This window comes from Streptococcus mitis (assembly GCF_047462815.1).
Lineage (GTDB): Bacteria > Bacillota > Bacilli > Lactobacillales > Streptococcaceae > Streptococcus > Streptococcus mitis_DO.
The window spans coordinates 76,664-103,224 of the sequence record NZ_JASHFB010000009.1 but is presented as its reverse complement, the minus strand read 5'-3'; the positions used below and the strand labels follow the sequence as shown (position 1 = coordinate 103,224).

The 26,561-nt window shown below is 34.8% G+C and carries 23 protein-coding genes and 3 tRNA genes; 8 read left to right on the top strand and 18 right to left on the bottom strand.

What is annotated here, in order from left to right; genetic code table 11:
• Positions 1-138: 138 nt before the first annotated feature.
• The 16 genes from QM865_RS06300 to QM865_RS06225 form a co-directional block, all read right to left on the bottom strand.
• Positions 139-618, bottom strand: a complete 480-nt coding sequence (locus QM865_RS06300) for a sigma-70 family RNA polymerase sigma factor (protein ID WP_414306281.1) — start codon at positions 616-618, stop codon at positions 139-141.
• A gap of 120 nt (positions 619-738) precedes the next feature.
• Positions 739-2,697: an ATP-dependent zinc metalloprotease FtsH gene (gene ftsH, locus QM865_RS06295; RefSeq protein WP_414306280.1), complete on the bottom strand. Its 1,959-nt coding sequence runs from the start codon at positions 2,695-2,697 to the stop codon at positions 739-741.
• A gap of 15 nt (positions 2,698-2,712) precedes the next feature.
• Positions 2,713-3,255 carry a hypoxanthine phosphoribosyltransferase gene (gene hpt / locus QM865_RS06290; protein WP_125456724.1) on the bottom strand — a complete coding sequence of 181 codons (543 nt, stop codon included), beginning with the start codon at positions 3,253-3,255 and terminating at the stop codon, positions 2,713-2,715.
• A gap of 4 nt (positions 3,256-3,259) precedes the next feature.
• Positions 3,260-4,537: a tRNA lysidine(34) synthetase TilS gene (gene tilS / locus QM865_RS06285; RefSeq protein ID WP_414306279.1), complete on the bottom strand. Its 1,278-nt coding sequence runs from the start codon at positions 4,535-4,537 to the stop codon at positions 3,260-3,262.
• The gene (locus tag QM865_RS06280) at positions 4,534-5,802 is read right to left on the bottom strand and encodes a serine hydrolase (RefSeq protein ID WP_414306278.1); all 1,269 of its coding nucleotides are present in this window, start codon (positions 5,800-5,802) and stop codon (positions 4,534-4,536) included. The genes tilS and QM865_RS06280 overlap by 4 nt, the downstream gene beginning before the upstream one ends.
• Complete coding sequence (locus QM865_RS06275) at positions 5,795-5,917, bottom strand: SP_0009 family protein (RefSeq protein WP_414306277.1); 123 nt, start codon at positions 5,915-5,917, stop codon at positions 5,795-5,797. The genes QM865_RS06280 and QM865_RS06275 overlap by 8 nt, the downstream gene beginning before the upstream one ends.
• 4 nt (positions 5,918-5,921) lie before the next feature.
• Positions 5,922-6,290 carry a septum formation initiator family protein gene (locus QM865_RS06270; RefSeq protein ID WP_000041912.1) on the bottom strand — a complete coding sequence of 123 codons (369 nt, stop codon included), beginning with the start codon at positions 6,288-6,290 and terminating at the stop codon, positions 5,922-5,924.
• Positions 6,283-6,549, bottom strand: a complete 267-nt coding sequence (locus QM865_RS06265) for an RNA-binding S4 domain-containing protein (protein ID WP_001234978.1) — start codon at positions 6,547-6,549, stop codon at positions 6,283-6,285. The genes QM865_RS06270 and QM865_RS06265 overlap by 8 nt, the downstream gene beginning before the upstream one ends.
• A 57-nt stretch (positions 6,550-6,606) precedes the next feature.
• Entirely contained in the window at positions 6,607-10,110 is a 3,504-nt protein-coding gene (gene mfd, locus QM865_RS06260; protein WP_414306276.1) for a transcription-repair coupling factor, read from the bottom strand.
• Positions 10,111-10,680 (bottom strand): aminoacyl-tRNA hydrolase, encoded by a 570-nt coding sequence (gene pth, locus QM865_RS06255; RefSeq protein WP_414306275.1) that lies wholly within the window; start codon positions 10,678-10,680, stop codon positions 10,111-10,113.
• Between the two features lie 69 nt (positions 10,681-10,749).
• Positions 10,750-11,865, bottom strand: a complete 1,116-nt coding sequence (gene ychF, locus QM865_RS06250) for a redox-regulated ATPase YchF (RefSeq protein ID WP_001218713.1) — start codon at positions 11,863-11,865, stop codon at positions 10,750-10,752.
• Positions 11,866-11,949: 84 nt separating this feature from the next.
• Complete coding sequence (locus QM865_RS06245; protein ID WP_000285186.1) at positions 11,950-12,144, bottom strand: DUF951 domain-containing protein; 195 nt, start codon at positions 12,142-12,144, stop codon at positions 11,950-11,952.
• A 73-nt stretch (positions 12,145-12,217) separates the two neighbouring features.
• Complete coding sequence (gene dnaN, locus QM865_RS06240) at positions 12,218-13,354, bottom strand: DNA polymerase III subunit beta (protein WP_261030045.1); 1,137 nt, start codon at positions 13,352-13,354, stop codon at positions 12,218-12,220.
• Between the two features lie 158 nt (positions 13,355-13,512).
• The gene (gene dnaA, locus QM865_RS06235; RefSeq protein ID WP_033678806.1) at positions 13,513-14,874 is read right to left on the bottom strand and encodes a chromosomal replication initiator protein DnaA; all 1,362 of its coding nucleotides are present in this window, start codon (positions 14,872-14,874) and stop codon (positions 13,513-13,515) included.
• Between the two features lie 216 nt (positions 14,875-15,090).
• A complete protein-coding gene (locus QM865_RS06230; RefSeq protein ID WP_414306274.1) occupies positions 15,091-15,849 on the bottom strand; it encodes a ParB/RepB/Spo0J family partition protein in 759 nt (252 codons plus the stop codon).
• Positions 15,850-15,906: 57 nt separating this feature from the next.
• A complete protein-coding gene (locus QM865_RS06225) occupies positions 15,907-17,088 on the bottom strand; it encodes a S1C family serine protease (protein ID WP_414306273.1) in 1,182 nt (393 codons plus the stop codon).
• 183 nt (positions 17,089-17,271) lie between these two features.
• On the opposite strand from QM865_RS06225, the gene rlmH reads away from it, so the two are divergent.
• The 7 genes from rlmH (at position 17,272) to QM865_RS06190 (ending at position 20,456) form a co-directional block, all read left to right on the top strand.
• Positions 17,272-17,751 (top strand): 23S rRNA (pseudouridine(1915)-N(3))-methyltransferase RlmH, encoded by a 480-nt coding sequence (rlmH, locus tag QM865_RS06220; RefSeq protein WP_414306272.1) that lies wholly within the window; start codon positions 17,272-17,274, stop codon positions 17,749-17,751.
• 43 nt (positions 17,752-17,794) lie between these two features.
• Positions 17,795-17,868, top strand: a tRNA-Arg gene (locus QM865_RS06215).
• A gap of 165 nt (positions 17,869-18,033) precedes the next feature.
• Complete coding sequence (comC, locus tag QM865_RS06210; RefSeq protein ID WP_414306271.1) at positions 18,034-18,159, top strand: competence-stimulating peptide ComC; 126 nt, start codon at positions 18,034-18,036, stop codon at positions 18,157-18,159.
• A 20-nt stretch (positions 18,160-18,179) separates the two neighbouring features.
• On the top strand, positions 18,180-19,505 hold the full coding sequence (gene comD / locus QM865_RS06205) for a competence system sensor histidine kinase ComD (protein WP_414306270.1): 1,326 nt from the start codon (positions 18,180-18,182) through the stop codon (positions 19,503-19,505).
• Complete coding sequence (gene comE / locus QM865_RS06200; protein ID WP_101786257.1) at positions 19,502-20,254, top strand: competence system response regulator transcription factor ComE; 753 nt, start codon at positions 19,502-19,504, stop codon at positions 20,252-20,254. Before comD ends, comE begins: the two co-directional genes overlap by 4 nt.
• A 51-nt stretch (positions 20,255-20,305) precedes the next feature.
• Positions 20,306-20,377: transfer RNA gene (locus QM865_RS06195), tRNA-Glu, on the top strand.
• A gap of 5 nt (positions 20,378-20,382) precedes the next feature.
• Positions 20,383-20,456 (top strand) — tRNA-Asn (locus QM865_RS06190).
• Between the two features lie 40 nt (positions 20,457-20,496).
• On the opposite strand, the gene QM865_RS06185 is transcribed toward QM865_RS06190, so the two are convergent.
• Positions 20,497-21,039, bottom strand: coding sequence for a TetR/AcrR family transcriptional regulator (locus QM865_RS06185; protein ID WP_001158259.1), 543 nt, complete (start codon positions 21,037-21,039; stop codon positions 20,497-20,499).
• Positions 21,040-21,166: 127 nt separating this feature from the next.
• Between QM865_RS06185 and QM865_RS06180 the strand changes: the two genes are divergently transcribed.
• Positions 21,167-23,977: a YhgE/Pip family protein gene (locus tag QM865_RS06180; protein ID WP_414306269.1), complete on the top strand. Its 2,811-nt coding sequence runs from the start codon at positions 21,167-21,169 to the stop codon at positions 23,975-23,977.
• A gap of 25 nt (positions 23,978-24,002) precedes the next feature.
• Here the strand turns inward: QM865_RS06180 and QM865_RS06175 are convergent, their stop codons facing one another.
• Positions 24,003-26,546 (bottom strand): YfhO family protein, encoded by a 2,544-nt coding sequence (locus QM865_RS06175; RefSeq protein WP_414306268.1) that lies wholly within the window; start codon positions 26,544-26,546, stop codon positions 24,003-24,005.
• Positions 26,547-26,561: the final 15 nt, after the last annotated feature.

Sequence of the window (26,561 nt, the reverse complement as noted above, 5' to 3'; positions counted from 1 at the left end):
GAAATCAAGCATTAGTAAAACCAGTGGAATTTACCCTGACACAGATTTCCACTGGTTTTTAGGATTTTTATCAGACTAACTTCCACTTGTACTAGCGGTGGAACTTAGTTTGGGAATTTACCTTTTTTGCATAGCTTCCTACCAGCTACGGATATCAAACTCTTTAAACACAATACGCAAGTCCCTTAGCACGCTTTGACGCCCTCGGAAACGTTCATTTCTTAAGACACGTTCTAACTCTTCTTGTTGTTCTTTAGTTTGTTTCCTTCTATAATCTCTTAGTGTTTCATGAAAGAGATAATACTCATCTAGCCAGAGACCTCCCTCACCTATACGATGACTAATTTCACCCACTTCTTCATAAGGTTCTTTATCATATCTACGCTTCTGACTTTCTTGTCTGCGGATATAGTCTAGAATTCGATTTCGGAACTTGGTCTTGAAATATTTACGTAAGCGTGGAATATCTTCTACTAATCCTTCTTCTCTACTGATCAATTCATGTAAGCAAATCATTCCCTCTTGGTCCCAATCCGATAACTCCCATAAATGCAAGTAATATTCATTTCTACACTTGTACACAATTCCTTGGACTTCTTCATACAATTCTTTAAGCATAACGTTCCCCTTTCTAGATACAGTCTAACAGATTCGAAACATCGTTTGTGACATTTTCTCCATTCTGTTCTCTTCACCGTCTCAAATGCACAAAAAAGAGAGGACGGGCCTCTCTCGGGGTTATTTTTCGTCATTCATTTTTGACTTCACTTCATCATAAGATAATGCATGAGATTCCTCTTCTACTGTTTCAGGCATCTTTCCTGTTTCGTAAAGAGATTTAATTTGTGTACTATCCAATGTTTCGTATTTCAATAATGCTTCTGCAATCAACTTGTGAGTTTCACGATTTGACTGAATAATTTCAGCAGCTTTATTTCGTGCTTCATTCAATAATGAACGAACCTCTTCGTCAATTTCATAAGCTGTTTGTTCTGAAATTGATTTTTGAGGACTCTGTGCACCAAACATAGCATGGTTTCCTTCATATTGTACTGGGCCAAGCTTTTCACTCATACCGTATTCTGTAACCATTGCACGCGCCATTTGTGTCGCCTGTTCAAAGTCATTTGAGGCTCCTGTAGTTTGGACATTAAAGATAATTTCTTCAGCTACACGTCCACCCATTAAGCCAGCCAATTGCTCTTTCATATCTTCTTTAGATAGAAGCATTTGATCCTCTTTAGGAAGTGCAATCATGTATCCACCTGCACGGCCACGTGGTACAATTGTAACCTTATGAACAACACGGGCATTCGACAAGACTAAACCAACAATGGTATGTCCTGCTTCATGATAAGCAACCAACTCACGTTCTTTTTGTGAAACTGTCTTATCTTTCTTAGAAGGACCAGCAATAACTCTATCTTCTGCTTCATCAATATCTGAGGCATCAATGATTGATTTATTGCGACGAGCAGCGACTAAAGCCGCTTCATTCAAGACATTCTCTAAATCAGCACCAACAAAACCTGGAGTTTGTTGAGCCACTAATTTCAAATCAACATCTTCTGCTAAAGGCTTGTTCTTAGCGTGAACTTTCAAGATTGCTTCACGACCTTTAACATCAGGACGGCCAACCAATACTTTTCTATCAAAACGTCCTGGACGCAGAAGGGCAGGGTCAAGTACATCTGAACGGTTTGTCGCAGCGATGACGATAATCCCTTCATTTCCCTCAAAACCATCCATCTCAATCAAAAGTTGGTTCAAGGTTTGTTCACGTTCGTCATTACCTCCGCCGAGACCGACTCCACGTTGACGTCCAACAGCATCAATTTCATCGATAAAGATGATAGCTGGTGCTGCTTTTTTGGCATCTTCGAAAAGAGAACGAACACGACTAGCTCCAACTCCGACAAACATTTCTACAAAGTCAGAACCTGAGATACTAAAGAATGGAACACCAGCTTCTCCGGCTACTGCCTTAGCAAGCAAAGTTTTACCTGTTCCCGGAGGTCCCTCCAAAAGAACACCTGCTGGAATACGGGCTCCAAGTTTTGTGAATCGTTTTGGATCTTTTAAGAACTCAACAACTTCAACTAGTTCTTGTTTTTCTTCCTCAGCTCCAGCAACATCTGAAAATCTTACTTTAATATCTTCTTTATTTGCAGCTTTAGCCTTGCTACGTCCAAAACTCATTGGGTTACGGCTATTATTTCCTCCCATATTTCCCATCATAGAGAATAGGAAGAAGAAGAGAATACCAAATGGCACAATGGATACAAGAATATTAATCCACATACCACTTGAACTTTCATGCTTAACAGTTACTTCCGATTTATGGTCAGAAGCAAGTTTTTGCAATTCTGATACGGTAGTATCTGAAGGAAGAATAATACTTGAAAATTTCTCTACTGTTATAGCAGAGGGAGAAAAGAACTGGATACCTGTGTCTTCTTTACTTGTTTTAGGATTTTTATAAACACCCGAAACTTCGATAACACTACCATTTGGTTGGTAAGTTAATTCTTTTACATTGTCATCGGTAATTTCTTTTACCAATTCTGTATAATTAATTTGCTCACTTTTCCCTGCAACACTACCTGTGCTAAAATACTGGTAACCTGTAACTAGCAGAAAAATAAGTAATAACCATAGAAAAGGATTTTTAATTAAACCATTATTTTGTTTTTTCATTAAAAATTGTTCCTTCTAATTTGAATACACTTCTTCTTTCAATACTCCAACATAAGGAAGGTTACGATAATTTTCTTTGTAATCTAAACCATAACCTACTACAAACTCATTTGGAATCGTAAAGCAGGTATAGTCAGCTTCAATTTCTACAACACGTCCCTCTGGTTTATCCAACAAGGTGGCAATTTTAACAGAAGCAGCTTCTCTTTCAATAAACATATCTCGTAAATTCTTCAAAGTTTGACCTGTATCGATGATATCCTCTACAAATAGAACATGTCTTCCTTTGATATCTTGAGTCACATCTTGTTTAATATTGATCACACCGCTACTTGCTGTTCCACCATGGTAGCTAGAAACCATCATGAAGTCCATTTCAATATGTGTGTCGATATGTTTGACTAATTCAGCCATAAAAGGAATAGATCCTTTTAAAATCCCGACTAAAATTGGATTTTTTCCTGCATAGTCTTTGGTTAATTGAGCACCTAATTTTTTAGCAGCTTCTGTAATTTCATCGTGTGAAACGAGGATTTTTTTAATATCGTTTTCTAACATTTTTTTACCTATCTATTTTTTCTATATAAAGTACAGTGTTCATTATATCATTTTTCGTGTTTTTACTCAAATTACTGGTCGCAATTCCCAAAATTGAAACAATTTCACCAAATTGCTCAATAATCAGAGTAGATTTTCGCTTTTCCATAGGGATTTTCAAATCGATAAATAGACGTCTGAGTTTTTTTCTATGCCCATTTTGAATCAAAACATCTCCTGTTTTTCGATGACGAATGTGTATGTATGTTTCGCGTGAAACAGGTATTTGTTGAATTGATTTACCTTCTAAAGGAAGGCCAAAGGAAAATGTGTATCCTTGATAAGTAACCTGATTTTGATAGTATAACACAAGTTCATCTTCCTTTTCATCAGCCTGCGGACTGATTTTACAAATCTGAAACTGTTGATACTCTTTTATCAATTCATAGCCATTTTTAAGCAGATGACGATACTGGCTTTTAGATTTTAAAATCTGCCGAACTTCATCAAACTGCGCTTTTGTAAGATTCAAATCTGGAAAACGATTCAGATAAGTTTGAAGTAAAACTCTTTGTGTAGACTCAGAATAAGAAAATAACTGTTGTAAATTTTCCACATCAATATTGTTAGATAATTCAGCTATAGCTAAGTCATAATCTAAAATTTCATTTCCGATACTTAAGATTGCATCTCTAAATCGAGGATTTTCTTTTTCTAATTCTGGTAAATAAGAATTTCGAATACGATTTCGAAAATAATGATTTTTCTTATTTGATGTATCTTCAAAGTGAAAAATTGGTGGAAAGTCTTTTTTATGGAAATGCAAGAAGGGCCGAATAAGTTCTATATCTCCGACCACTTGCTCCTCCTTAATTCCTGATAGGTAGCGCAAACGAGTTCCTCGAATCAAACGCATCAAAATCGTTTCCACCTGGTCATCCGCATGGTGGGCAGTGACTAAGGCTGTCGCACCTGTCTTTTTCATGACCTCTTGAAAAAAATCATAACGAAAATTTCGAGCACGCGCTTCTGAAAATTCTCCTGAAAAATTTCTGACATAAATAGGAAGCCCAGCTTCAACAGCTAACTTCCTTAATTCCTTTTCTTCCCAATCTGATTCTACTCTCTGCTTATGATTGACATGAGCTAGAATCAATTCAATTTCTAACTCTTCTTGATAAGTAGACAATACCTTAAATAGAAACATAGAATCTAATCCACCAGAAAGAGCTAGCACCACTTTAGCATGCTTTTTGAAATATCCCTTCTTGAGAAAATGATTTAAAAAATCTTGTTCCCTCATTTTAGAACCTCATAAACATCCTTGGCTATCTGAGAAATTGTATCATAATCAGAATTTTTAGTGAAAATAGAAAGAATAAATGGAGAATCTGCGTAGACAACACCCGTATCATGCTTAAATTCGTCCGCATCCCCAATTTTATGAGCTACCTTCACAGAAACACCTTTGGCAATTCGCTGATTATCAAAATCTGTTTTAGTCAAAGACTCTAGCACAAATCCATTTTGATTATAAATAGCTTCCATAATCTTCCCGGTCATCTTGGAAGAAATCAATTTTTCTTTTGGATCCCAATCATCTCCCATAATGGCAGACATCTTGGATTTGAATGTGGAATCAGATTGGTTTGAAAGGTAATAACCCAATATATTATGAGCTACATTATCAGATTCTTTAGATACTTTTGTGATTAAATCCTTTAAAGAATATTCTTTATTATCCTCTTTTTTAGGAAGACTACCACTTCCCTCTGGTTTATAAGAACCTGGAAAATCATTAACTGCTGATACGTATTTTACAGTCGTATCTAACTGATACAGACCCTCATTTATTTTTTCTTGCGTATAATAGAGATAAGGGAGCTTTAAAACACTAGCCGCATACATCTTTTCATCTTGATTGATACCTGCTTCTTTTCCAGTAGCCAATTGCTTAACATAAATAGAGAAAGAATCTTTTTGATATTTTTCAGATAACATTTCTTGGACTTTACTCATCCGATTATCTTCTTCAGAAGTTGATTCCTTATCTACCCATCCAGCCTGATCAATATGTAGAAATTCTTTTCCTTCTACAAACATTGTCTTATCGATTGATACCTGCGAATAAGCTGATAAGGATGATTTTACCTCTTTTAAATCATAAGGACTATTATACAGTTTAAAACCTGATTCTAACCATACTTTTTTTATTGTAGGAGTTACCTCTGACTGATCATATAAAAATCGTTTGTCTGCAGCAATAAATTGATTGTTAGACAACTTAAATACTGGAATTCCTTGTTTATTTAAGCGCCACTCGGTTATTTGAAAACTTGTTTTTGGAGTTAATTTTCCAGATTCAACAACTAAATCTTCATTCGCATAGACAGGAACCTCTCCATAAATCATAGGAGAATTTAGCTTTTCTCTAAAATAAATACCAAAGTCAGATTGTGAAAGGTAATAAATTTCTTTCGAAGTATAGACGACTTCTTTTTCTGTGCTAACGACTTTTGAAATGGCCCAAAAACTCGGTAGCAACAAAATAATTAAGAACTTACGCATTCTTCCTTTCCTTTTCTTCTTGTAAACGCAATAATTGATTTTTATCAGCCAACTCTTCCAGCTTTTCATCTGATAAACTCAAAAATTGCTCAATTACGTTTAATAAATTTTCCATTTTATCACCTTTGAAGCAAGTCAGGAATCGTATAAACTATTTCCCTCGATTTAGAATAATAGTACTTCGCTCGTGTATATTTGGCAGCATAATCCTCGTCTTTCAACTTGGTAGCAAATGCTGTCTCCTTATCCTTTTCATCACTCAAAGTTTGATACTGAGTTTGCAAGTCTGCTAATTGCTGACGTCTTTGGAGTAATTGCTGATAGCTCTGCGCTAAATTAAAAGTTGGTAAAATAAATAACAGCATAATCAAAATCAATACCCACCCCATAAAACGATTCCGTTTTTGTCGTTCTTTCATCAGGTAGCGACGACGTTGGTATTCATTTTGGATAAAAGAATTGTTTAATTGTACAATATTCTTAGACATTTTCTTCTACCCGTGTTTCACTGATAATTTCATACATGCCTGCTGCATCTTCTTTTTTTGTACTATCTTTCATCTCTAGTACTTTTACAAGTAGCAACTTATTGCCAAAGCGAATCTCAACTTGGTCATTAACTTTCAAATCCGTTGAACTTTTGGCCAAAATCCCATTCACCTTGATTCTTCCTTTATCTGCTACTTCTTTTGCGACTGTACGACGCTTGATAATTCGTGATACTTTTAAATATTTGTCTAACCTCATCTTTATTACCTCAACTCATTATTGTACCATTTTTATCTATTTTATAGAAGAAAAATATCAAATGGCATTTTCTTCCTTCGACTCTTTTATCTCTAATAAACTTTCTCCAAAAATTATCAGACCTTCTAAAATTTCATAATCTTTCTTATTTCGGACATCAAATACAAGCTCCATTGCTACTTCATTATCAGCTATGGCTGCTTTTAAGTTCGTTGCGGATAAAGCTTTAAAATAATCTTGAGCTAAAAACAGTCGTTGGGTGACTTTTTCAAATTGAACTGTAATCTTATTTTCTTTTCTTTCCACACGTTGAACAAAGATCTTATCCAAGTATGATTTGACCAAACCAATCTCTAAAAGATATGCAACCACATCTGGGTATTCTCCAAAGCGGTCCATCAACTCTTCTTGTAACTCTTCATAATTGACACGGTTGTCAATTTGACGAATTTTCTTGTAAATTTCAATCTTATGTCGTTGATCAGAAATATAAGTATCAGGAAGATAAGCATCAATTTGTAAAATCAATTCGGCATTCCCTTTGGTTCTTGTGTTAGCATTCCCGTTTCGTTTAGCAATAGCTTCCTCTAGCAACTGAGAATACAATTCAAAACCAACAGAATCAATGAAACCAGACTGGGATTTCCCTAAAAGATTTCCTGCTCCACGAATCGAAAGATCTCGCATAGCAATCTTAAATCCGGAGCCCAATTCTGTAAATCCTTTGATTGCTTCTAATCTCTTTTCAGAGACTTCACTGATTGATTTTTCTGGACGATACATGAGATAGGCGTAAGCAATACGATTACTACGTCCAACTCTTCCTCTTAATTGATACAAGGTTGACAAGCCCATATGGTCCGCATTTTCAATAAATAAGGTATTGGCATTTGGAATGTCCACCCCTGTCTCAATAATAGTAGTCGTCACCAAAATATCATACTGACCTTCAATAAAGTCCAATAGAGTATTTTCCAACTGAATTTCACTCATTTGTCCATGAACATAACCAATAGAAGCCTCTGGAATCAACTCCTGTAATTCTGAAACCTTCTGGTCAATCGTGTCAACTTTGTTGTAAAGATAGTAAACTTGACCTCCACGCTCCATTTCACGCAAGACCGCATCACGAATCACACTATCATTCTTTTCTAAAACATAGGTTTGCACTGGATAACGATTAGTCGGCGGAGTTTCAATAACAGACAAATCTCTGATTCCCAGCATAGACATGTGAAGGGTACGAGGAATTGGCGTTGCTGTCAAGGTCAGGACATCTACTTGTTTTTTCAGTTCTTTCAAGGTTTCCTTATGCTTGACACCAAATCGCTGTTCCTCATCAATAATCATCAATCCCAAATCAGAAAACACAACATCTTTTGACAAAACACGATGTGTTCCAATTAAAATATCAACTTGACCCTTTTTCAATTTTTCAAGTGTTTCAGTCTGCTCTTTTTTACTTCTAAAGCGACTCAACACATCAATATTAACTGCAAAATTTTGGAATCGTTCCTTAAAATTTGTATAGTGCTGTTGCGCTAAAACCGTCGTCGGAACTAGAACGACAACCTGCTTGTGATCATTGACTGCCTTAAAGGCTGCACGCATTGCAACTTCAGTCTTACCAAAACCAACATCCCCAACTAAAAGTCGATCCATTGACTGAGAAGCCTGCATATCTCTCTTGATTTCCTCGATACTACGAAGTTGATCATCCGTTTCAACATAAGGGAAAGCATCATCAAAAGCATCTTGCTCTTCATCATCAGCTGAGAAAGCAAAACCCTTCAACTGACTACGCTCAGAATAGAGTTTGATTAAATCGTCTGCTATATCCTCTACCTGATTCTTAACTTTTTGCTTGGCTTTTTTAAAATGACCATCATTTAATTTATTGAGTTTAGGAGCTTTTCCATCACTTGAAACATATTTAGACAGCAAATGAATCTGTTCTACTGGGATAGAAATTTGATCACCATTTTGATATTGAACACTGACATAATCTCGATGAAGCCCCTTGATTTCAATTGTTTCAATTCCTAGATATTGACCAATTCCATGGATATGGTGAACAACGTAGTCCCCTTTTTCAAGTTCATTATAATCTTTTAATCGCTCCGCATTCGAAACATGTTGTCTTCGAAAACGACGTTTTAATTTCTTTTGAAAAATCTCATGCTCAGTAATCAATAAAACCTTCTCATCTACAAAATGAAAACCATGTCTGAGATTGCCCTCGATTAAGTTTACAGATTCTTTACAGATACTTGACTTATCTCTAGAATCCAATTTAATCTGGTATTCCTCTAAAATATCCTCCAATGTTTTACTTCCCATTGAATTGCTAGATTGCAAGATAATAGTGTAGTCCGTTTTTTTATATCGTTCAATTTCTTCTTTTAGAAAAGAAAATTGATTGAAAAATTCCTGCATGGGATATTGATTAAATTGATAAATTGGGTCAAATTTGAGATTTCCTAACCCCTTTTGCAGATTAGAAAAAAAGGTCACTGGGCTTTGTTTTTTATAGATTTGCTCAGTATCAGCAAAATACTGCATCTCAGAAAATGCTTTACTATTCTGTAACTCTTCTGTAAAGTATTGCGCTAATTCTCTTTCAAAGACTTCATACTGATTCATCAATTTCTGATAATCATCAAAGAATATGGGCGTATCTTTTTTAATATAATCAAAGACAGTCCATGATTTCTCATAACACAAAGATAAAAATTTCCGAGAATCTGCATGCGTTTGTTTTTGATGAAAACTTGAAAGAATTTCTTCTAGGTAGGATTTCAGAATCGGTGATAGAGTCTTCGATATTTGCTTTTCTAAAACTGACTGTCCTCGTTGATAATCCTTTTCTCTTAAAATCATATCGCTAGCTGGAAAGATAGTGAGTTCTGTCTGATTTTCTTTCGATAATTGTGTTTCGACTTCAAATGACCTGATACCATCTACTTCATCACCAAAAAACTCAATTCGGCAAGGTTCTAACTGAGATATTTCAAAAATATCTAAAATATCTCCTCGAAGACTAAATTCTCCTTGAGTTTGTACTTGTGTAACCTTTCGATAGCCGATTTCTTTTAACTGATGGATAAGTGCGTTTTGATCATATTCTTCACCCACTGATATTTTTACAATACTATCTTTAAATACATTGGGAGAAGGTAAAAACAATCGACTTGCTGCAATATTACAAACTAAGATCCCTTTCCTAGACGGATCAGTCAAAAAACGCAAGGCTTCAACCCGTGAGATGATTTTTTCTTGTGAAGACATCAAAAACTCAACCATAGGGGAATCATCCACCAAAAATGGATAGACCAATTCCTCACCTAAGATAGAAATAAGATCACTAATAAGCCCTTCTGCCTCTCCATATGTTGATGTCAGTAACACAATCTTATCTTCTTTCTTCAAACTACTAGCGATTGCTAAAGCTTTTGTAGAAGTTGACAAGCCTAACATTAATTGTCTTTTTTTATCTGTTAAATTTTGATGCCATTTTTTAATCTGATCATTTTCTGAGAATAAATCTAATAAGGTCGCCATTTATCCGTTATACCTCTGCATCGTTTTTTCAAAATTTTTCTCTTGTAAATAGTGATTTACAGCATCGTCAACTTTGTCAATAGACTGTAAAATACCAATATAATCATCCTTGTCAAAGGTACTCAAAACATGGTTAACAACTGACATACCATTTTTAGGTCTTCCAATTCCAATTTTAACACGATTAAAGGTCTGGGTTCCAATATGTTGAATAATAGACTTGATACCATTATGACCACCTGCTGAACCTTTTGCTCTTAAACGAATTTTCCCAACTTCCATGTCAAGATCATCATAAATGATGAGTAAATCTTCAATATCCAAACCATAGTAAGTCAATAAAGCATGAACAGCTTTTCCACTTTCATTCATAAAGGTCGTTGGTTTGACAAGATAAATTTTTTCTCCATTTATGAAAAAAGATGCTAGGTCAGCTTGAAATATCTTATCGTGTGTAAAAGTGACATTCTGTTTCTTCGCTAGTTGATCAATCAACATAAAACCAACATTATGTTTGGTTTCAAAATATTTATCTCCTGGATTTCCCAAGCCTACAAGTAATTTGGTCATTTATTTTCCTTTCAAAAGCCAAAAGGGTTGGAATTTTTTCCAACCTAATTGACACCGTTTATTAATTTTTTAGACATTGAAGCGGAATTCCATGATATCGCCATCTTGAACGATATATTCTTTTCCTTCTTCACGCAAGCGTCCAGCTTCTTTTACAGCCTTTTCAGATCCGTATTTCACTAGATCCTCATATGACATGGTTACTGCACGGATAAAGCCTTTTTCAAAGTCTGAGTGGATAATACCAGCTGCTTGAGGAGCCTTCATACCACGTTTGAAGGTCCAAGCTCGAACTTCTTTTTCACCAGCTGTGAAGTAAGTTCCCAGTCCAAGCAAGTGGTAAGCTGCACGCGTCAACTTATCTACACCTGATTCTGTCAACCCAAGAGCTTCAAGAAACTCTTGCTTGTCTTCTTCGTCTAACTCAGAAATTTCTTCCTCAGCACGCGCAGAAATAACGACTACTTCCGCATTTTCTGTCGCTGCAAATTCACGAATTTGTTTAACATAGTCGATAGAGTCAGGTTCTGAAACCACATCCTCATCCACATTCGCTACATAAAGAACTGGTTTTGTTGTCAAAAGGAATAGTCCTTTGACAACCTTTTGTTCTTCATCTGTAAATTCGATTGTACGAGCTGATTTCCCATCTTCAAGGACTGGTTTAATCTTTTGAAGAACATTAAATTCTGCTACTGATTCTTTATCTTTTTGCGTACGTGCCATCTTTTCTACACGCGCATAGCGCTTATTAACTGATTCTAAGTCAGCAAGAATCAACTCTAGGTTAATAGTATCAATATCTGCCAGTGGATCCACAAAAGCATCTTCACGTCCTTGCTCGCGCATGACATTTTCATCATCAAAAGCACGAACTACATGAACAATCGCATCTACTTCACGGATATTAGCCAAGAATTTATTCCCTAGCCCTTCTCCTTTTGAAGCTCCTTTTACAATTCCTGCGATATCTGTAAATTCAAATGTTGTTGGAACTGTCTTTTTAGGAGTAATCATTTCAGTCAATTTTTGTAGGCGTTCATCTGGAACCTCAACCATTCCAACATTTGGATCAATCGTCGCAAATGGATAGTTTGCAGCCTCTGCTCCTGCTTTTGTAATTGCATTAAATAGTGTTGATTTACCAACGTTTGGCAAACCAACGATACCTGCTGTTAAAGCCATATTTTCTCATTCTCCGTTTTCATTTCAATCCCTAATATTATAACACAAAAAGGGAAAACTTGCTAACCCTCTAACTAAGGGTTTTCAGTCAATAATTTTATTCATTTTTCGATCAAAATCATAGCGTCCCATCATGACAACATGGTCACAATTACTGCATTTGATTTTGATATCTGCCCCTACACGTGTAATTTCCCAACGATTTGCTTTTTTACCAGTTGACTTGATAGTACAAGCATGTGGTTTTTTCATCTCAACAAAATTTCCAACTTGATACATACTACTCTCCTTTTCTTTTTCGATTATATCATAAAAGAGGCGAGCCAAGCTCAACCTCTTTTACTTATTTCACTTAATTTGTACGAACTGGTGTAATGAGCTGCATGAAGTCCTCATCAGTGTCTGCTGGCACAAGAGTAAATGGACGAACAGCTGAGATAAAGCTAATGGTCACCTTTTCGCTATTCAAAGCTTTAAGGGAATCAATCAAGTAAGTTGGGTTGAAACTAATAGTCAAATCTTCACCAGTCACCTGATCAGTATCGATTTCTTCGTTTACTTTACCAACTTCTGGAGAGTGAACATGGGCGCTAACAACCCCATCTTTAATTTCAAGCTTCACAGTACCATTTTGAGTCGCACTTGATAAAAGGCGAGCACGTTCCATTGACTGACGTAAGTTTACCACATCAAAAGTAATTGTAGTGTTAAAATCTGTTGGAATCAAGCGATCTGTATCAGGATAGTTACCTTCTAACAAACGAGTATAGAAGCTAATATTTTCACTTCTAAAGAGGATTTGATTGTTAGCAAAGAAAATCTCCACAGTTTCAATATCATCTGTAAATACCGCTGAAAATTCGCGTAGAGAACGGCTAGGAATGACAACATCAAAATCATCACTATTTTTTTCGAGAGTCAATTTTTTCTGGCTTAGACGATGAGAGTCTGTTGCAACTGTTTTTAGATCTTTATGCTGACTCAATACAAAATGAACACCTGTTAAAATTGGACGACTTTCTTGTGTACTTGCAGCAAAAGCTGTTTCATTGATAATTTTCTTGAGTAATTTTGTTTCAAGAACCAAAGGAGTGCTTGCTGAAATTTCTTGGATTCGTGGGTACTGTTCGCTATTTTTTCCTTTTAGGGTAATTTCTGATTTGCCACTGGTTAAAACAATTTGATTTTGTTCAATTTCTTTAAAATCAAGAGTCACATCAGGTAGACTAGATACCACATTGATGAAGAAAGAAGCTTCAAGAAGGATCGAACCTAAAGAAGTAATTAATAGACCAGCATCTTCATTTTTTTGAGAAATAAAATTTTCAATTGAAATTTGAACATTTGAACCAATTAAAGTAACACCTTCATTGGTCACATCAATTTTGACAGTTGATAAAATAGGAATGGCATTTTTAGAACTAATAGCTCTCTTAGTAATATTTAATGCTTGTAGAAATAAATTTTTATTAATTGAAAAATGAATCATGGATTCTCCTTTATTTATTTTTAGTATTAGAAGGATAATAGTAATAATAGAGTCTGTGAAATCTGTGGAAAACAGACTTAAAGTAAGTCATATCAAGATTTTTAGCTTGTTTAAAAAATGTGGATAAAAAAGATAAAAAAGCGAAAGTTATCCACAAGTTATTTTATTTTCTTTTTGATTGATTCAATTTCTAAACGTAAATTATCGTCTTCATCAATCAAAGATTTAATTTTTGCATGGGCATGAATGACTGTTGTATGATCTTTTCCTCCAAATTCCTTCCCAATTTTTGGAAGACTATTATCTGTCAGTTCTCTAGATAAATACATGGCTACTTGACGAGCCAAAACAATATTTTGAAGGCGTCTGCTTCCCTTCATTTCTTTGACGCTAACACCATAAAAGTTACCAACTTCATTTTGGATTTTGTCAATTGGGATGACGAGCATTTGGCTAACATCTTGTTTGCGAGCTCTAATAGCTTCTGCAGCAATATCAATAGTGATATCCTTGATTTTTTTTACTCTGGCAATTAAAGTGATGTCGTTGATAGCTCCTTCAAGATCTCGAACATTTGAATCAAATTGCCCAGCTAGGTATTCTAGAGTATCACTTTGGAAATTGTAGCCTAAATGTTCCGTTTTACTTTGTAAAATGGCAATACGTGTTTCAAAGTCAGGGGGTGTGATAGTTTGTGTCAATCCCCAACTAAATCGCGTGACAAGCCTCTCCTCGAGCCCTTCTAGATGTTTTGGACTGCGATCACTCGTTAGGACAATCTGTTTTTGCTTGTCATGAAGGGCATTAAAGGTATTGAAAAATTCTTCCTGAGTTGCGACTTTTTTTCCGCTGAGTGACTGGATATCATCGATTAACAAAAGATCAAGACTGCGGTAGGTCTTTTTAAACTTTTCCATTTCTCCAAGTCTTAGGTGGTCAAGAAAGTCATTAATAAAACTTTCAGCAGGGATATATTTAACACGCGCATTCGGAATATTTTTTAGAATTTCATTTCCAATAGCGTTTAATAAGTGAGTCTTACCAAGCCCAGGTCCTCCATAGATAAAAAGAGGGTTATAGGTCAGAGCCAAATCTTCAGAGACAGCCAAAGCGGCTGATACAGCCCAAACATTTCCATCCCCTTGGATAAAATTATCAAAGGTATACTTTTCTTTTAACCCAGTATCCGAATAAGGAATAGATGCTAACTTTGGACTATAGTCATAAAGAGTTGAATTTGTAGCTTCTTCAACTTGTGAGATAGTCGTGTCTTGAGGTTTTGTGAAAATATAGTGGGGAGTTATTTCAGCATCATAAATCTCAAAACCAGCTACTACAATAATATCTTTTAGTTGTTTTTCCCAGACCATTTCCATTTCAGATCGAGGTAAAAATATAGTGGCAACATTGTCCTCTACCTTGATGAGTTCAGCTTGAATAGCATAGAAATCATACATGGATCGAGTCAGTCTTTCTTGCGCAAATTCTAAGATACGATTCCAAAATTGTTTTTCTTTCAATCCGTTCTCCTCCTTTACTACTTGTTTAAAAGTTTAATGCTAGACTTATTTTACCATAGATAGTAAGAATTTTCCACAAGCTGTGAAAAATAATCCACAATGTTATCAAGTTTTATCCACAGGTTGGGGATAAGATTAAAAACTATTGATTTATTGAGCTTTTTATCGAAAAAAATAGTGGATAACCTTGTGAGATAAAAAAATAAAAGAACAGCCTTATTTCAGGCTGTTGATAATTCTACTATATTCTTCTTGATTTGAAAAAGAAATAATGATTTTTCCACTATCTTGTTTAGACAGTTTGATTTCTACATCTAATCCGAGTAGTTTTTTTAACTGTTCTTCTTCATTTTGTATGAAATGATCAGTTTTTTGCTGTTTCTTTTGTTTTTTATCTGTCAGAAGAGCTTCTAACTTTCTTACAGAAATGTCTTCTTCTATAATTCGTTGAAAGAAATAGTCTTGTTGTTCCTTATTCAACCCAACGAGAGAACGCGCATGGGCTTGTGATAGTTTGCCATTTTCTACTTCTGATAGGATGGCATCTGGCAAGGAAAGCAAACGAATCGAGTTACTGATATAAGGACGAGACTTCCCCATTTTATCTGCAATTTCAGCATGGGTAAAACCTTTCTCTACAAGAGATTCATAGGCGCGTGCTTCTTCTATTGGATTCAAATTTTCTCTCTGTAAATTTTCAATGATGGACTGGACCATCATCTCTTGGTCTGAAAGTTGTTTAACAACAGCTGGGATAGACTTTAGACCAGCTAAAAGTGAAGCACGATAGCGTCTCTCTCCTGCAAGGATTTCATAACCAATAACAGGAGATTGACGAACAATAATCGGTTGAATGACCCCATTTTCTTTGATAGACTGTGCTAGTTCATCTAGTTTTTCTCTATCAAATTCTTTTCGAGGTTGATAGGGATTTTTTTGTATATCCGTGATAGAAATCATTTCAAATTTTTCCATGATTCTACACTAACACATCTTTTCTCTTATGTAAAGTTTTCTTTACATAGATGTCAATTAAGATTCTAAATCCCCTGAACTCTTGTCAAGTTTAATAGATGTAGTTTCTTCTTTACCGTTACGATAGTAAGTGATCTTAATGGTGTCTCCGATAGAATGATTGTAAAGAGCACTTTGTAAGTCTGTTGATGAAGCAATCTCTTTATCATCTACTTTTGTAATAACGTCGTATTTTTCAAGGTGACCATTGGCAGGCATATTACTTTGTACAGAACGAACAACTACACCAGATGTTACACTGCTTGGAATATTAAGTCTTCTAATATCACTTGTATTAATATTTGAGAGATTGACCATTTGGATGCCCAAAGCTGGACGCGTCACTTTTCCGTTCTTTTCTAATTGTTCAATAATATTGATAGCATCATTTGCAGGAATTGCGAAACCAAGACCTTCTACAGATGTGCCTCCATTTGTGGCAATTTTACTTGAGGTAATTCCGATAACCTGTCCTTGAATATTGATTAGTGGACCGCCAGAGTTACCTGGGTTAATAGCAGTATCAGTTTGGATGGCTTTTGTAGAAATGGCTTGTCCATCTTCAGATTTTAAGGACACATTTCGATTGAGACTAGATACAATACCCTGAGTGACAGTATTAGCATATTCAGAACCTAGCGGGCTACCAATAGCAATAGCAGTTTCTCCTACGGTTAACTTACTAGAATCACCAAACTCAGCTACTGTTGTCACTTTTTCTGAAGAGATTTTGACGACAGCAATATCAGAGAAAGTGTCGGCTCCAACAATTTCTCCAGGTACTTTAGTTCCATCTGATAAGCGAATATCTACTTTACTAGCACCATTTATAACGTGATTATTGGTTACAATGTAAGCTTCTTTGTCATTCTTTTTATAAATAACCCCAGATCCTTCACTAGAGATTTGCTGAGAATCTGTGTCAGTATCATCATTGCCAAATACGCTATTTTGTCTGTTTGCCGAATAAGTGATAACAGAAACAACAGCATCTTTTACTTTATTAACAGCCTGTGTTGTTGAATTTTCGTTTTTATAGGCAGTCTGTGTAATAGTGCTATTGTTGTTAGAGCTATTGACACCACTTTTTTGAGTTAGTTGAGTTATTGAAAAACTACCCAAGGCTCCACTAAAAAAGCTAATGACGATAACGACTAATAATTGAAACCATTTTTTATAAAATGTTTTTAGATGTTTCATATTTGCCTCCATATGTTTGAAATTACTGAAAGTATAAACTGACTAGCTTAATTATAACTTAAAAATAAAAGTTTTTCACAGATTGTGGATAACTTTCAAAAATCTGTGGTTTTCTCAGTTAAAATTAACCTTTTATTTTGTGAATAAGATGTGAAAAAATAGAGAATATGTTAGAATAGAGTCATGAAAATTAAAGTTGTAACAGTTGGAAAACTGAAAGAAAAGTATTTAAAAGATGGTATTGCAGAGTATTCAAAACGAATTTCTCGATTTGCTAAGCTTGAAATGATTGAGCTAGCAGATGAAAAAACACCAGATAAGGCCAGTGAGTCAGAAAATCAAAAGATTTTAGAAATAGAAGGTCAGAGAATTTTATCAAAAGTTGGCGACCGTGATTTTGTTATTGCGTTAGCTATTGAAGGGAAAACTTTCTCTTCAGAAGAATTTAGTAAGCAGTTAGAAGAAGCTTCTATAAAAGGATTTTCTACTCTTACCTTTATTATTGGAGGGAGTCTGGGGTTAGCTCAGGATGTAAAAAAGAGAGCTAATCTTTCTGTCAGTTTTGGCCGTCTAACCTTGCCCCATCAGTTAATGAGACTAGTCCTTGCTGAACAAATCTATCGGGCTTTTACGATTCAGCAGGGATCACCCTACCATAAATAGAAAATTGACTTTTAATTGAATTTTTGGTAGAATGATTGTGTTAGGTCTCATAGCTCAGCTGGATAGAGCATTCGCCTTCTAAGCGAACGGTCGCAGGTTCGAATCCTGCTGGGATCAATATAGTAGCAAAGCTGGGAATTTTCCCGGCTTTTTTCTTAAAAAAGTACACTTGGGGAGAAAAAAATGACAGTTGAGAGAATTTTATCTAAAATGAAATTCCATTTTGTATAATGGTTTTTGTAAGTTAGCTTACAAGAAAAAAACATTTTAGGAGATTTTATTATGAAAAACACAGTTAAATTGGAACAGTTTGTAGACTTGAAGGAAAAAGACTTGCAAAAGATTAAAGGTGGGGAAAGTAGACTGCCAAAAATCCGATTTGATTTTATTTTCCCACGAAAAAAGTAATGAAGTAAGGGGAAAGAGTAATGAATTTATTTGGATTTGGGATAGTTATTGTTTATTTTTTGATTATTAGTCATAGTTACCGTTTAATTTGTAAAGGTCAAATAAATAGAAAAGAACTATACGTTTTTGGTGCTTATATATTACTAACAGAAATAGTTCTTGATTTTCCCTCATATCTTCTACATTTAGATGAGATAGGGATTGCAAGATTTTTATTTCCTTTGGGATTATATTCCTATTTTCGATGGATTAAACAGTACGAGAGGGATAGAGGACTATTCCTAAGTTTACTACTATCTCTTTTATATGAGAGCACTCATAACTTTCTGTCCGTAACTTTATCCTCTATAACAGGAGACAATTTTGTTTCACAATATCATGACCCATTCTTTTTTGTTGTAACGGTGTTGACCTATTTTGTTGTCTTAAAAATCATTCATTATTTCCATTTGGAACTATCCTATTTTGACAAGGACTACCTCTATCCTTTCTTGACAAAAGTATTTTTTGCTTTACTATTGCTACATATTGTATCTTTCGTTTCAGATATGGTAAGTACGATTAAACATTTGAATAGTTTTGGAAGTATTTTATCATCTATTGTCTTTATTTCTCTCCTTTTGACCTTCTTTGCAATGAATTCTCATAAAGTTCAAATGGAGAAAGAGATTGCGTTGAAGCAGAAGAAATTTGAACAGAAACATTTACAGAATTATACAGATGAAATTGTTGGATTGTATAATGAAATTCGTGGTTTTCGACATGACTATGCTGGGATGCTTGTCAGTATGCAGATGGCAATTGACAGTGGTAATTTACAGGAAATTTACAGAGTTTACAATGAAGTTTTGGTCAAAGCCAATCATAAATTGCGTTCAGATAAGTATACTTACTTTGATTTGAACAACATAGAAGATTCAGCTTTACGAAGTTTGGTTGCTCAGTCAATTGTCTATGCTCGAAATAATGGTGTAGAGTTTACACTGGAAGTAAAAGATACGATTACCCAGCTCCCAATCGAACTGTTGGATTTAGTTCGTATCATGAGTGTTTTATTGAACAATGCTGTCGAAGGATCGGCTGATAGTTATAAAAAACAGATGGAAGTAGCAGTTATTAAGATGGAAACTGAAACAGTTATTGTGATTCAGAATTCATGTAAAATGACGATGACTCCTTCAGGAGATCTATTTGCATTAGGATTCTCTACTAAGGGAAGAAATCGCGGAGTCGGATTAAATAATGTAAAAGAACTACTAGATAAGTACAACAACATCATTTTAGAAACAGAGATGGAAGGCAGTACATTTAGACAAATTATTAGATTTAAGAGGGAATTTGAATGAAAGTTTTAATTTTAGAAGATGTTATTGAACATCAAGTGAGACTAGAAAGAATATTGGATGAAATTTCGAAAGAATCGAATATTCCAATATCATACAAGACGACAGGAAAAGTTCGTGAATTTGAAGAATACATTGAAAACGATGAAGTAAACCAGCTTTATTTCCTAGATATCGATATTCATGGAATTGAGAAAAAAGGATTTGAGGTTGCTCAGCTCATTCGTCATTACAATCCTTACGCTATTATCGTCTTTATCACCAGTCGATCAGAGTTTGCGACTCTAACTTATAAATACCAGGTATCAGCCCTAGATTTTGTTGATAAGGATATTAATGATGAGTTATTTAAGAAGAGAATTGAGCAAAATATCTTCTACACGAAGAGTATGTTACTTGAAAATGAAGATGTTGTAGATTATTTTGACTACAATTATAAGGGCAATGATTTAAAAATTCCTTACCATGATATTTTGTATATTGAAACGACAGGAGTCTCTCATAAATTGCGCATTATTGGTAAGAATTTTGCCAAAGAGTTTTACGGTACCATGACAGATATTCAGGAAAAGGATAAACATACCCAGCGATTTTATTCTCCTCATAAGTCATTTTTGGTAAATATAGGCAATATTAGAGAAATTGACCGAAAGAATCTAGAAGTTGTTTTCTATGAAGACCATCGCTGTCCTATTTCAAGGTTAAAAATTAGAAAGTTAAAAGATATTTTAGAGAAAAAATCTCAAAAGTGATTGACAATTAGTAAGAAATTGATATAATGGTTATATCTGCTACAGATAGAAGGTCCGTTGGTCAAGGGGTTAAGACACCGCCTTTTCACGGCGGTAACACGGGTTCGAATCCCGTACGGACTATTTTATCCGCCATAGCTCAGTTGGTAGTAGCGCATGACTGTTAATCATGATGTCGTAGGTTCGAGTCCTACTGGCGGAGTATAGATAAAAGGGAACACAACTGTGTTCCTCTTTTTGTATCAATTTGTATCACCAAGCATTTTCATAAGGAAGTCTGTTATTTCTTGAGGACTTTCTTTTTTTCCGTGTGCAATCCAAGTTTGACAGACACCAAAAAGTGCATGAGTTAGATAGATGCTACTATATTCTAATTCAGTGGTATTAAGATTCAGTTGCATAAATCGCTTTTGTAAATCTGTACTGAGCATGATATGAAGTTTATTTCGTAAGAAATTTTGGATTTCTTTGGTCCCATTTTCAGAAAGAAGGGCAGCCAGAAGTGGTTCTGACTCTAGATATTCAAATACTTCTAAAATAGCATCTCTTTTGTGATGAGCATGTTTTTGAAAAATATATTCAAATGTATGAAATAGCTTGCTTTGATAGTGCTCAATCATATCATACTTATCCTTATAGTGAGTATAGAAGCTGGAACGACTAATTCCGGCTTTTTCTGCTAACTTGACAGTAGAAATTTGATCGAATGGTTGTTCTATCAGTAGTTGTACCATAGCATTTTCAATAGTTCGCTTTGTTTTTAAGCGTTTGTTACTTTCTTGCATATTTCCTCCTTGTAAACAAATTAGACTATATGTCTAAAAATGGATTTTTTATCTTGTAATTTAGATTTTTTATTGTATAATCTATTATATCAAAATTTTAGACAATATGTTTAAAAAAGGAGAAACTATGTTTAAAGAATGGAAAGCAATTTTAAAAAAACCAACCTTTATTATTGTCATGATAGGTATTTCTCTTATTCCAGCTCTGTACAATATCATATTTTTGTCATCAATGTGGGATCCATATGGGCAATTGCCTGACTTACCTGTGGCAGTTGTCAATAATGATAAAAAGGCTTCCTATAATGGTAGTAATATGGCAATAGGAAAAGACATGGTGTCCAATTTAAAAGAAAATAAAACCTTGGATTTTCATTTCGTGGATGAAGATGAAGGAAAGAAGGGATTGGAAGATGGCGATTACTATATGGTAGTGACTTTACCCAGTGATTTATCTGAAAAAGCATCTTCTATTTTAACGGATCATCCAGAGCAAATGCAAATCGATTATCAGACTTCAAGTGGTCATAGCTTTATTGCCAGCAAGATGAGCGATTCTGCGATGACACAATTAAAGCAGAGTGTTTCAACCAATGTAACCGAGACCTATACTAAAGCTTTATTCAACAAAATGGTCGATTTAAAGGATGGTATGAGTCAAGCAGCTTCTGGTAGTGAAAAATTAACTGATGGAGCGAATCAGTTAGTGACAGGAAGTCAAACATTAACTACTAACCTACACTCTTTAGCAGCTTCAAGTTTAACATTTTCAAATGGAACGGAGCAGTTTACTAAAGGATTATCTTCATATGTCTCTGGTGTTGAACAACTTCATCTTGGCTTAGGGAATTTTAATAGTGGTTTAGTTACATATACTGGTGCAGTGAGTCAATTAGATAGGGGATTAGGTCAATTATCTTCTAAAAGTCCTGAATTAGTAGGAGGAATCAATCAATTATCTTCTAAAAGTCCTGAATTAGTAGGAGGAATCAATCAATTATCTTCTAAAAGTCCTGAATTAGTAAGAGGAATCAATCAATTATATACTGGTGTAGAATCCTATACTGGCGGTGTTTCTCAGCTTAATGCAGGTCTTACTCAATTTTCATCTGGTGTTAGTGCCTATACAAATGGAGTGGGAAATCTTGCAACAGGTGCGAGTCAGTTATCTAATCAATCAGCTACCCTTCGAATGGGTGTGGAGCAATTAAGTGAAGGGATTCAACAACTTTCTAGTAAGTTAGATGCTTCGTCTGGGCAAAAAGATCAAATTAATCAATTATCTTCTGGTCTGAATCAGTTAAATCAAGTTATTCAAAATATTGATGTTGGAGATACAAAACAGTTAGATTCTGTTTTATCAAGTATAGTATCTCTTTCTAATCAAATGCTAGTAAGTACTCAGTCTGAAAAAGCAACTACATTAGCCAATATTCAATCAACAGCAGCTTATCAATCCTTGACAAGTGAGCAACAAGCTGAGATAAGTGCTTCTGTATCTCAAAATTCGACTGATAGTATTCAATCGGCTCAGTCAATTATAGCTTTAGTACAAGGTTTACAGGGAAGTTTAGAAAACTTACAAAATCAATCTTCAAATCTTTCGACGTTAAAAAATCAAGCTAATCAAGTATTACCGCTTGCTTCTACTTCTTTGACAGGATTGTCAAGTGGATTAACAGAGATACAAGGAGCTGTTACTAGCAAATTAGTTCCTGCCAGTCAGTCAATTGCATCAGGTGTAAAGGCATATACTACAGGTGTTGATAAAGTTTCTCAGGGTTCAAGTCAACTAAGTGAAAAAAATTCCACCTTGACAGGTAGTTTGGATCAACTAGTTTCAGGCTCAAACACCTTGACACAAAAATCTTCTAGCTTGACAGCAGGAGTTGGTCAATTAGCTAAAAAAACTCCAGAATTAGTATCAGGTATTGAAAAATTAGCTAAAAAAACTCCAGAATTAGTATCAGGTATTGAAAAATTAGCTAAAAAAACTCCAGAATTAGTATCAGGTATTGAAAAATTATCAACTGGCTCCAATCAATTGAATCGAAAGAGTCAAGAATTAATAGCAGGAGTTGATAAATTACAATCAGGATCAGGTCAATTAGCAGACAAATCCAGTCAGTTACTTTCAGGTGCTTCTCAATTAGAGAATGGAGCTAATAAATTGGCAGATGGATCTTGGAAACTTGCAGAAGGTGGAACAAAGTTAACTTCTGGTTTGGAAGATTTACAGACAGGAGTTGCTTCTTTAGGACAAGGACTAGGTAATGCTAGTGATCAACTCAAATCAGCATCTACGGAATCTCAAAATGCAGAGATTTTGTCAAATCCACTCAATCTTTCAAAAACAGACAATGATCAAGTTCCTGTAAATGGGATTGCTATGGCTCCCTATATGATATCAGTTGCTCTTTTTGTTGCAGCAATATCAACGAATATGATCTTTGCGAAGTTGCCTTCAGGACGTCATCCAGAGAGCCGTTGGGCTTGGTTGAAATCTCGAGCTGAAATAAATGGTATTATAGCTGTTTTAGCAGGGATTTTGGTATATGGAGGAGTTCATCTTATTGGTCTAACAGCAAATCATGAAATGAGAACCTTGTTCTTAATTATTATCGCAAGCTTAACATTTATGTCTATGGTAACTGCATTAACAACATGGAATAGCCGTATAGGAGCTTTCTTCTCTCTTATTTTGCTTTTATTACAGTTAGCATCAAGTGCCGGTACTTATCCACTTGCCTTGACAAATGATTTCTTTAGAGCTATTAGTCCTTGGTTACCAATGAGTTATTCAGTTTCGGGATTGCGACAAACAATCTCTATGATAGGAAATATTCATCATCAAGTCATTTTCCTTGCTGTGATATTAGCCCTATTTACTGGTTTAGGTATGCTAGCCTATCGACCTAAGAAAATGGAAGAAGATTAAAAAAATCGACCAACTGGTCGATTTTTTATGTCTTAGATGACTTTCGTTTGTGATTATAGATTCCAAATAGAAAAAGAGAAGTAAAGGAACAGATTGCTCCAATAACAAAACCATTGGGAATAAAGGAAAGTGTAATAGTTCCTTTTCCCTTAGGAACGTCAACTTTCATAAAGCCAGTTTGAGCTTGTTTAATTTCTATTTTCTTCCCATCTTGGTAGGCAGACCAGCCTTTGTCATAAGGAATGGTGAAGAAAATGGACGTATCTTGTTTAACATCATATCCAGTAAAGACCTTGTTTTTAGAAGTTGATACTGTGACAGGTTGTTCTTTAATTTTTTGAATTGCCTCGGTGAAAGTTTTGGTATCTAAACGGTAGAAGGTAGGAGATTCAAATGATACTTGTGAATTTCCAGGGAAACTAACATTGATATTGAAAGTTTTTTTCTCTTTTGTATAGCCTAGATTAAAGAAGGAGAAGACATTATCAGTTGTAAAAGTTTTCTTTTCTCCATTTACAAGGATGTCGACCTTCTTTTGTTTGTCATTAGAAAAGTGAAGGTTTGTGAAAGAAAGATAAACTTGGCTGTTTTCTGGCACTTCAATTTGATATTGGATTGCTGCATCCTCATTTGAAGAACTTATAACACTAATCAAATCATCAGTATTCTCTGCTTTTTCATAGGGTATTGGAGAAAAATAATCAAAATTGACGTCAGCAAGTTGATTTAAAAATGAGGCCTGATTATCCAAGGTATGTTCATTAAACTTGACATCATTGTAAACAGATTGACTAGCAAAGGCAATCGGGAGAGAGAATTGATTTTCATATAGGGTAAGATTATCTTTTTGATAGATATCTTGGAAACCATACTTATCAATAGGACTGTCTGAGATATTGTACTGGATACCAAATAAACTATCAGCCAAAATACTATTATTGGCATAACGGAGATTGAGATTAGTCCCAGAGGATTTAAAACCAAGTTTATCTAAAGTAGAGCTTGCTGAACGATTTCGAACAGATGAAAATTGAGAGATTCCATTGTAGTTAAATTTCATACTATCATTTCCTGTCTGAGTCTCTAGTTTCTCAGTACGAGTAAATGAATTCCCAATATATGTTGAGAAAGATTCCATAGCTGGGATATCTCGATTATATGAACTTCGAGAAGCAAATCCCCATTCCTTAGCAATTCCGTCTATTTGAGCTGAAGCATTTAAACTCATTTCAACCATTATAAATAAAGAGATTAGAATGGCAAATAGATTTACAGAGATAAACTTTTTGATGACTGCAAGGAGTAAAAGCGAATAGACAACCAAAAATTCAAGAGTAAGCAGAATATTCAAATCTGTTAAAAAAGAATAATGTGATTTTAGATAGATGGTAGCTAAAAATCCTGTTACTACAAGAAAAAGCGAAAATAAAAAGTTCCAGATTTTAAGTTCTTTCAGACGATTTAAGGCTTCCGCTGCTGTGTAAATTAACAAGGTAGAGAAAATCCAAGCATAGCGATGTAAAAACATATTTGGAGTATGCATGCCTTGCCAAAATAAATCAAGAGTTTCAATATAAAAGCTTGTAATTAGAAATGTAAAGAAGATTGCATAGATAAGTTTCACGTGAAACTTAATGGATGTCAGTGTAAAAAATAAAATGGTCAAAATAAAGGGAAGCAGTCCAACAAAAATCATTGGGATGGCCCCATACTTTGTTGTGTCAAAGGAACCAATGAATTGCTTAGCAAAGAGATCAAGATACCAGCTACTTTCAGTTTGAAACTTTGTAACTTCAGTTAATTTTTCCCCATGTGTCTGTAAATCAAACAGAGTGGGAAGAGTCATAATCAAACTAGCCATACCAGCTAAAACGGAGGTGATTATGAAATCAAGAAAAGATGATTTTCGAGTTTTAAAGTCCCATGAAATTTGACAGAGATACCAGAAAATAAGAAACAATGCTGTCATATAGCCAAAATAATAGTTTTGGATAAATAAGATTGACAGACTTGTAAAGTATAATGAGGATTTCTTTTCAGTTATAAGTAGGTGTAAACCAGTTATAATTAAAGGAATCAAGATAAAAACATCCAGCCAGGTTTTTATCTCTAGTTGACTAACAGTGAAACTCATCAGAGCATAGGAAGTAGATAAGGCTAGTTTTAAAGATTTCGGAATATTTTTAAATAATCTATTTAGACTAAAGAGGGTTGACAGACCAATCAATCCAAATTTTAAGAGAGTTGTCAGATAGACAGCATCTGGCATATTCGACAGATTAAAAAAGTAAACTAGTGGTGAAAGGAAACTACCCAAGTAATAACTAGATAGGGCATAGAAATTTAATCCGAGGCCACTTGTAAAGGTGTAAAACAGACTACCATTTCCATGTAGGATATTTCGTAAAGCTATATCAAAAATAACGTATTGATGAAAGCCATCTCCTAATAGTGGGGATGTATCGCTATTCCAGTAGATACCTTGAGATAGATATACTCCTGTCATAATGACTACGGGAATGATGAAAGAAACAAAATAGGTCCAATATGTTTTAAAAAATAATTTCATGTTACCTCATAAAAT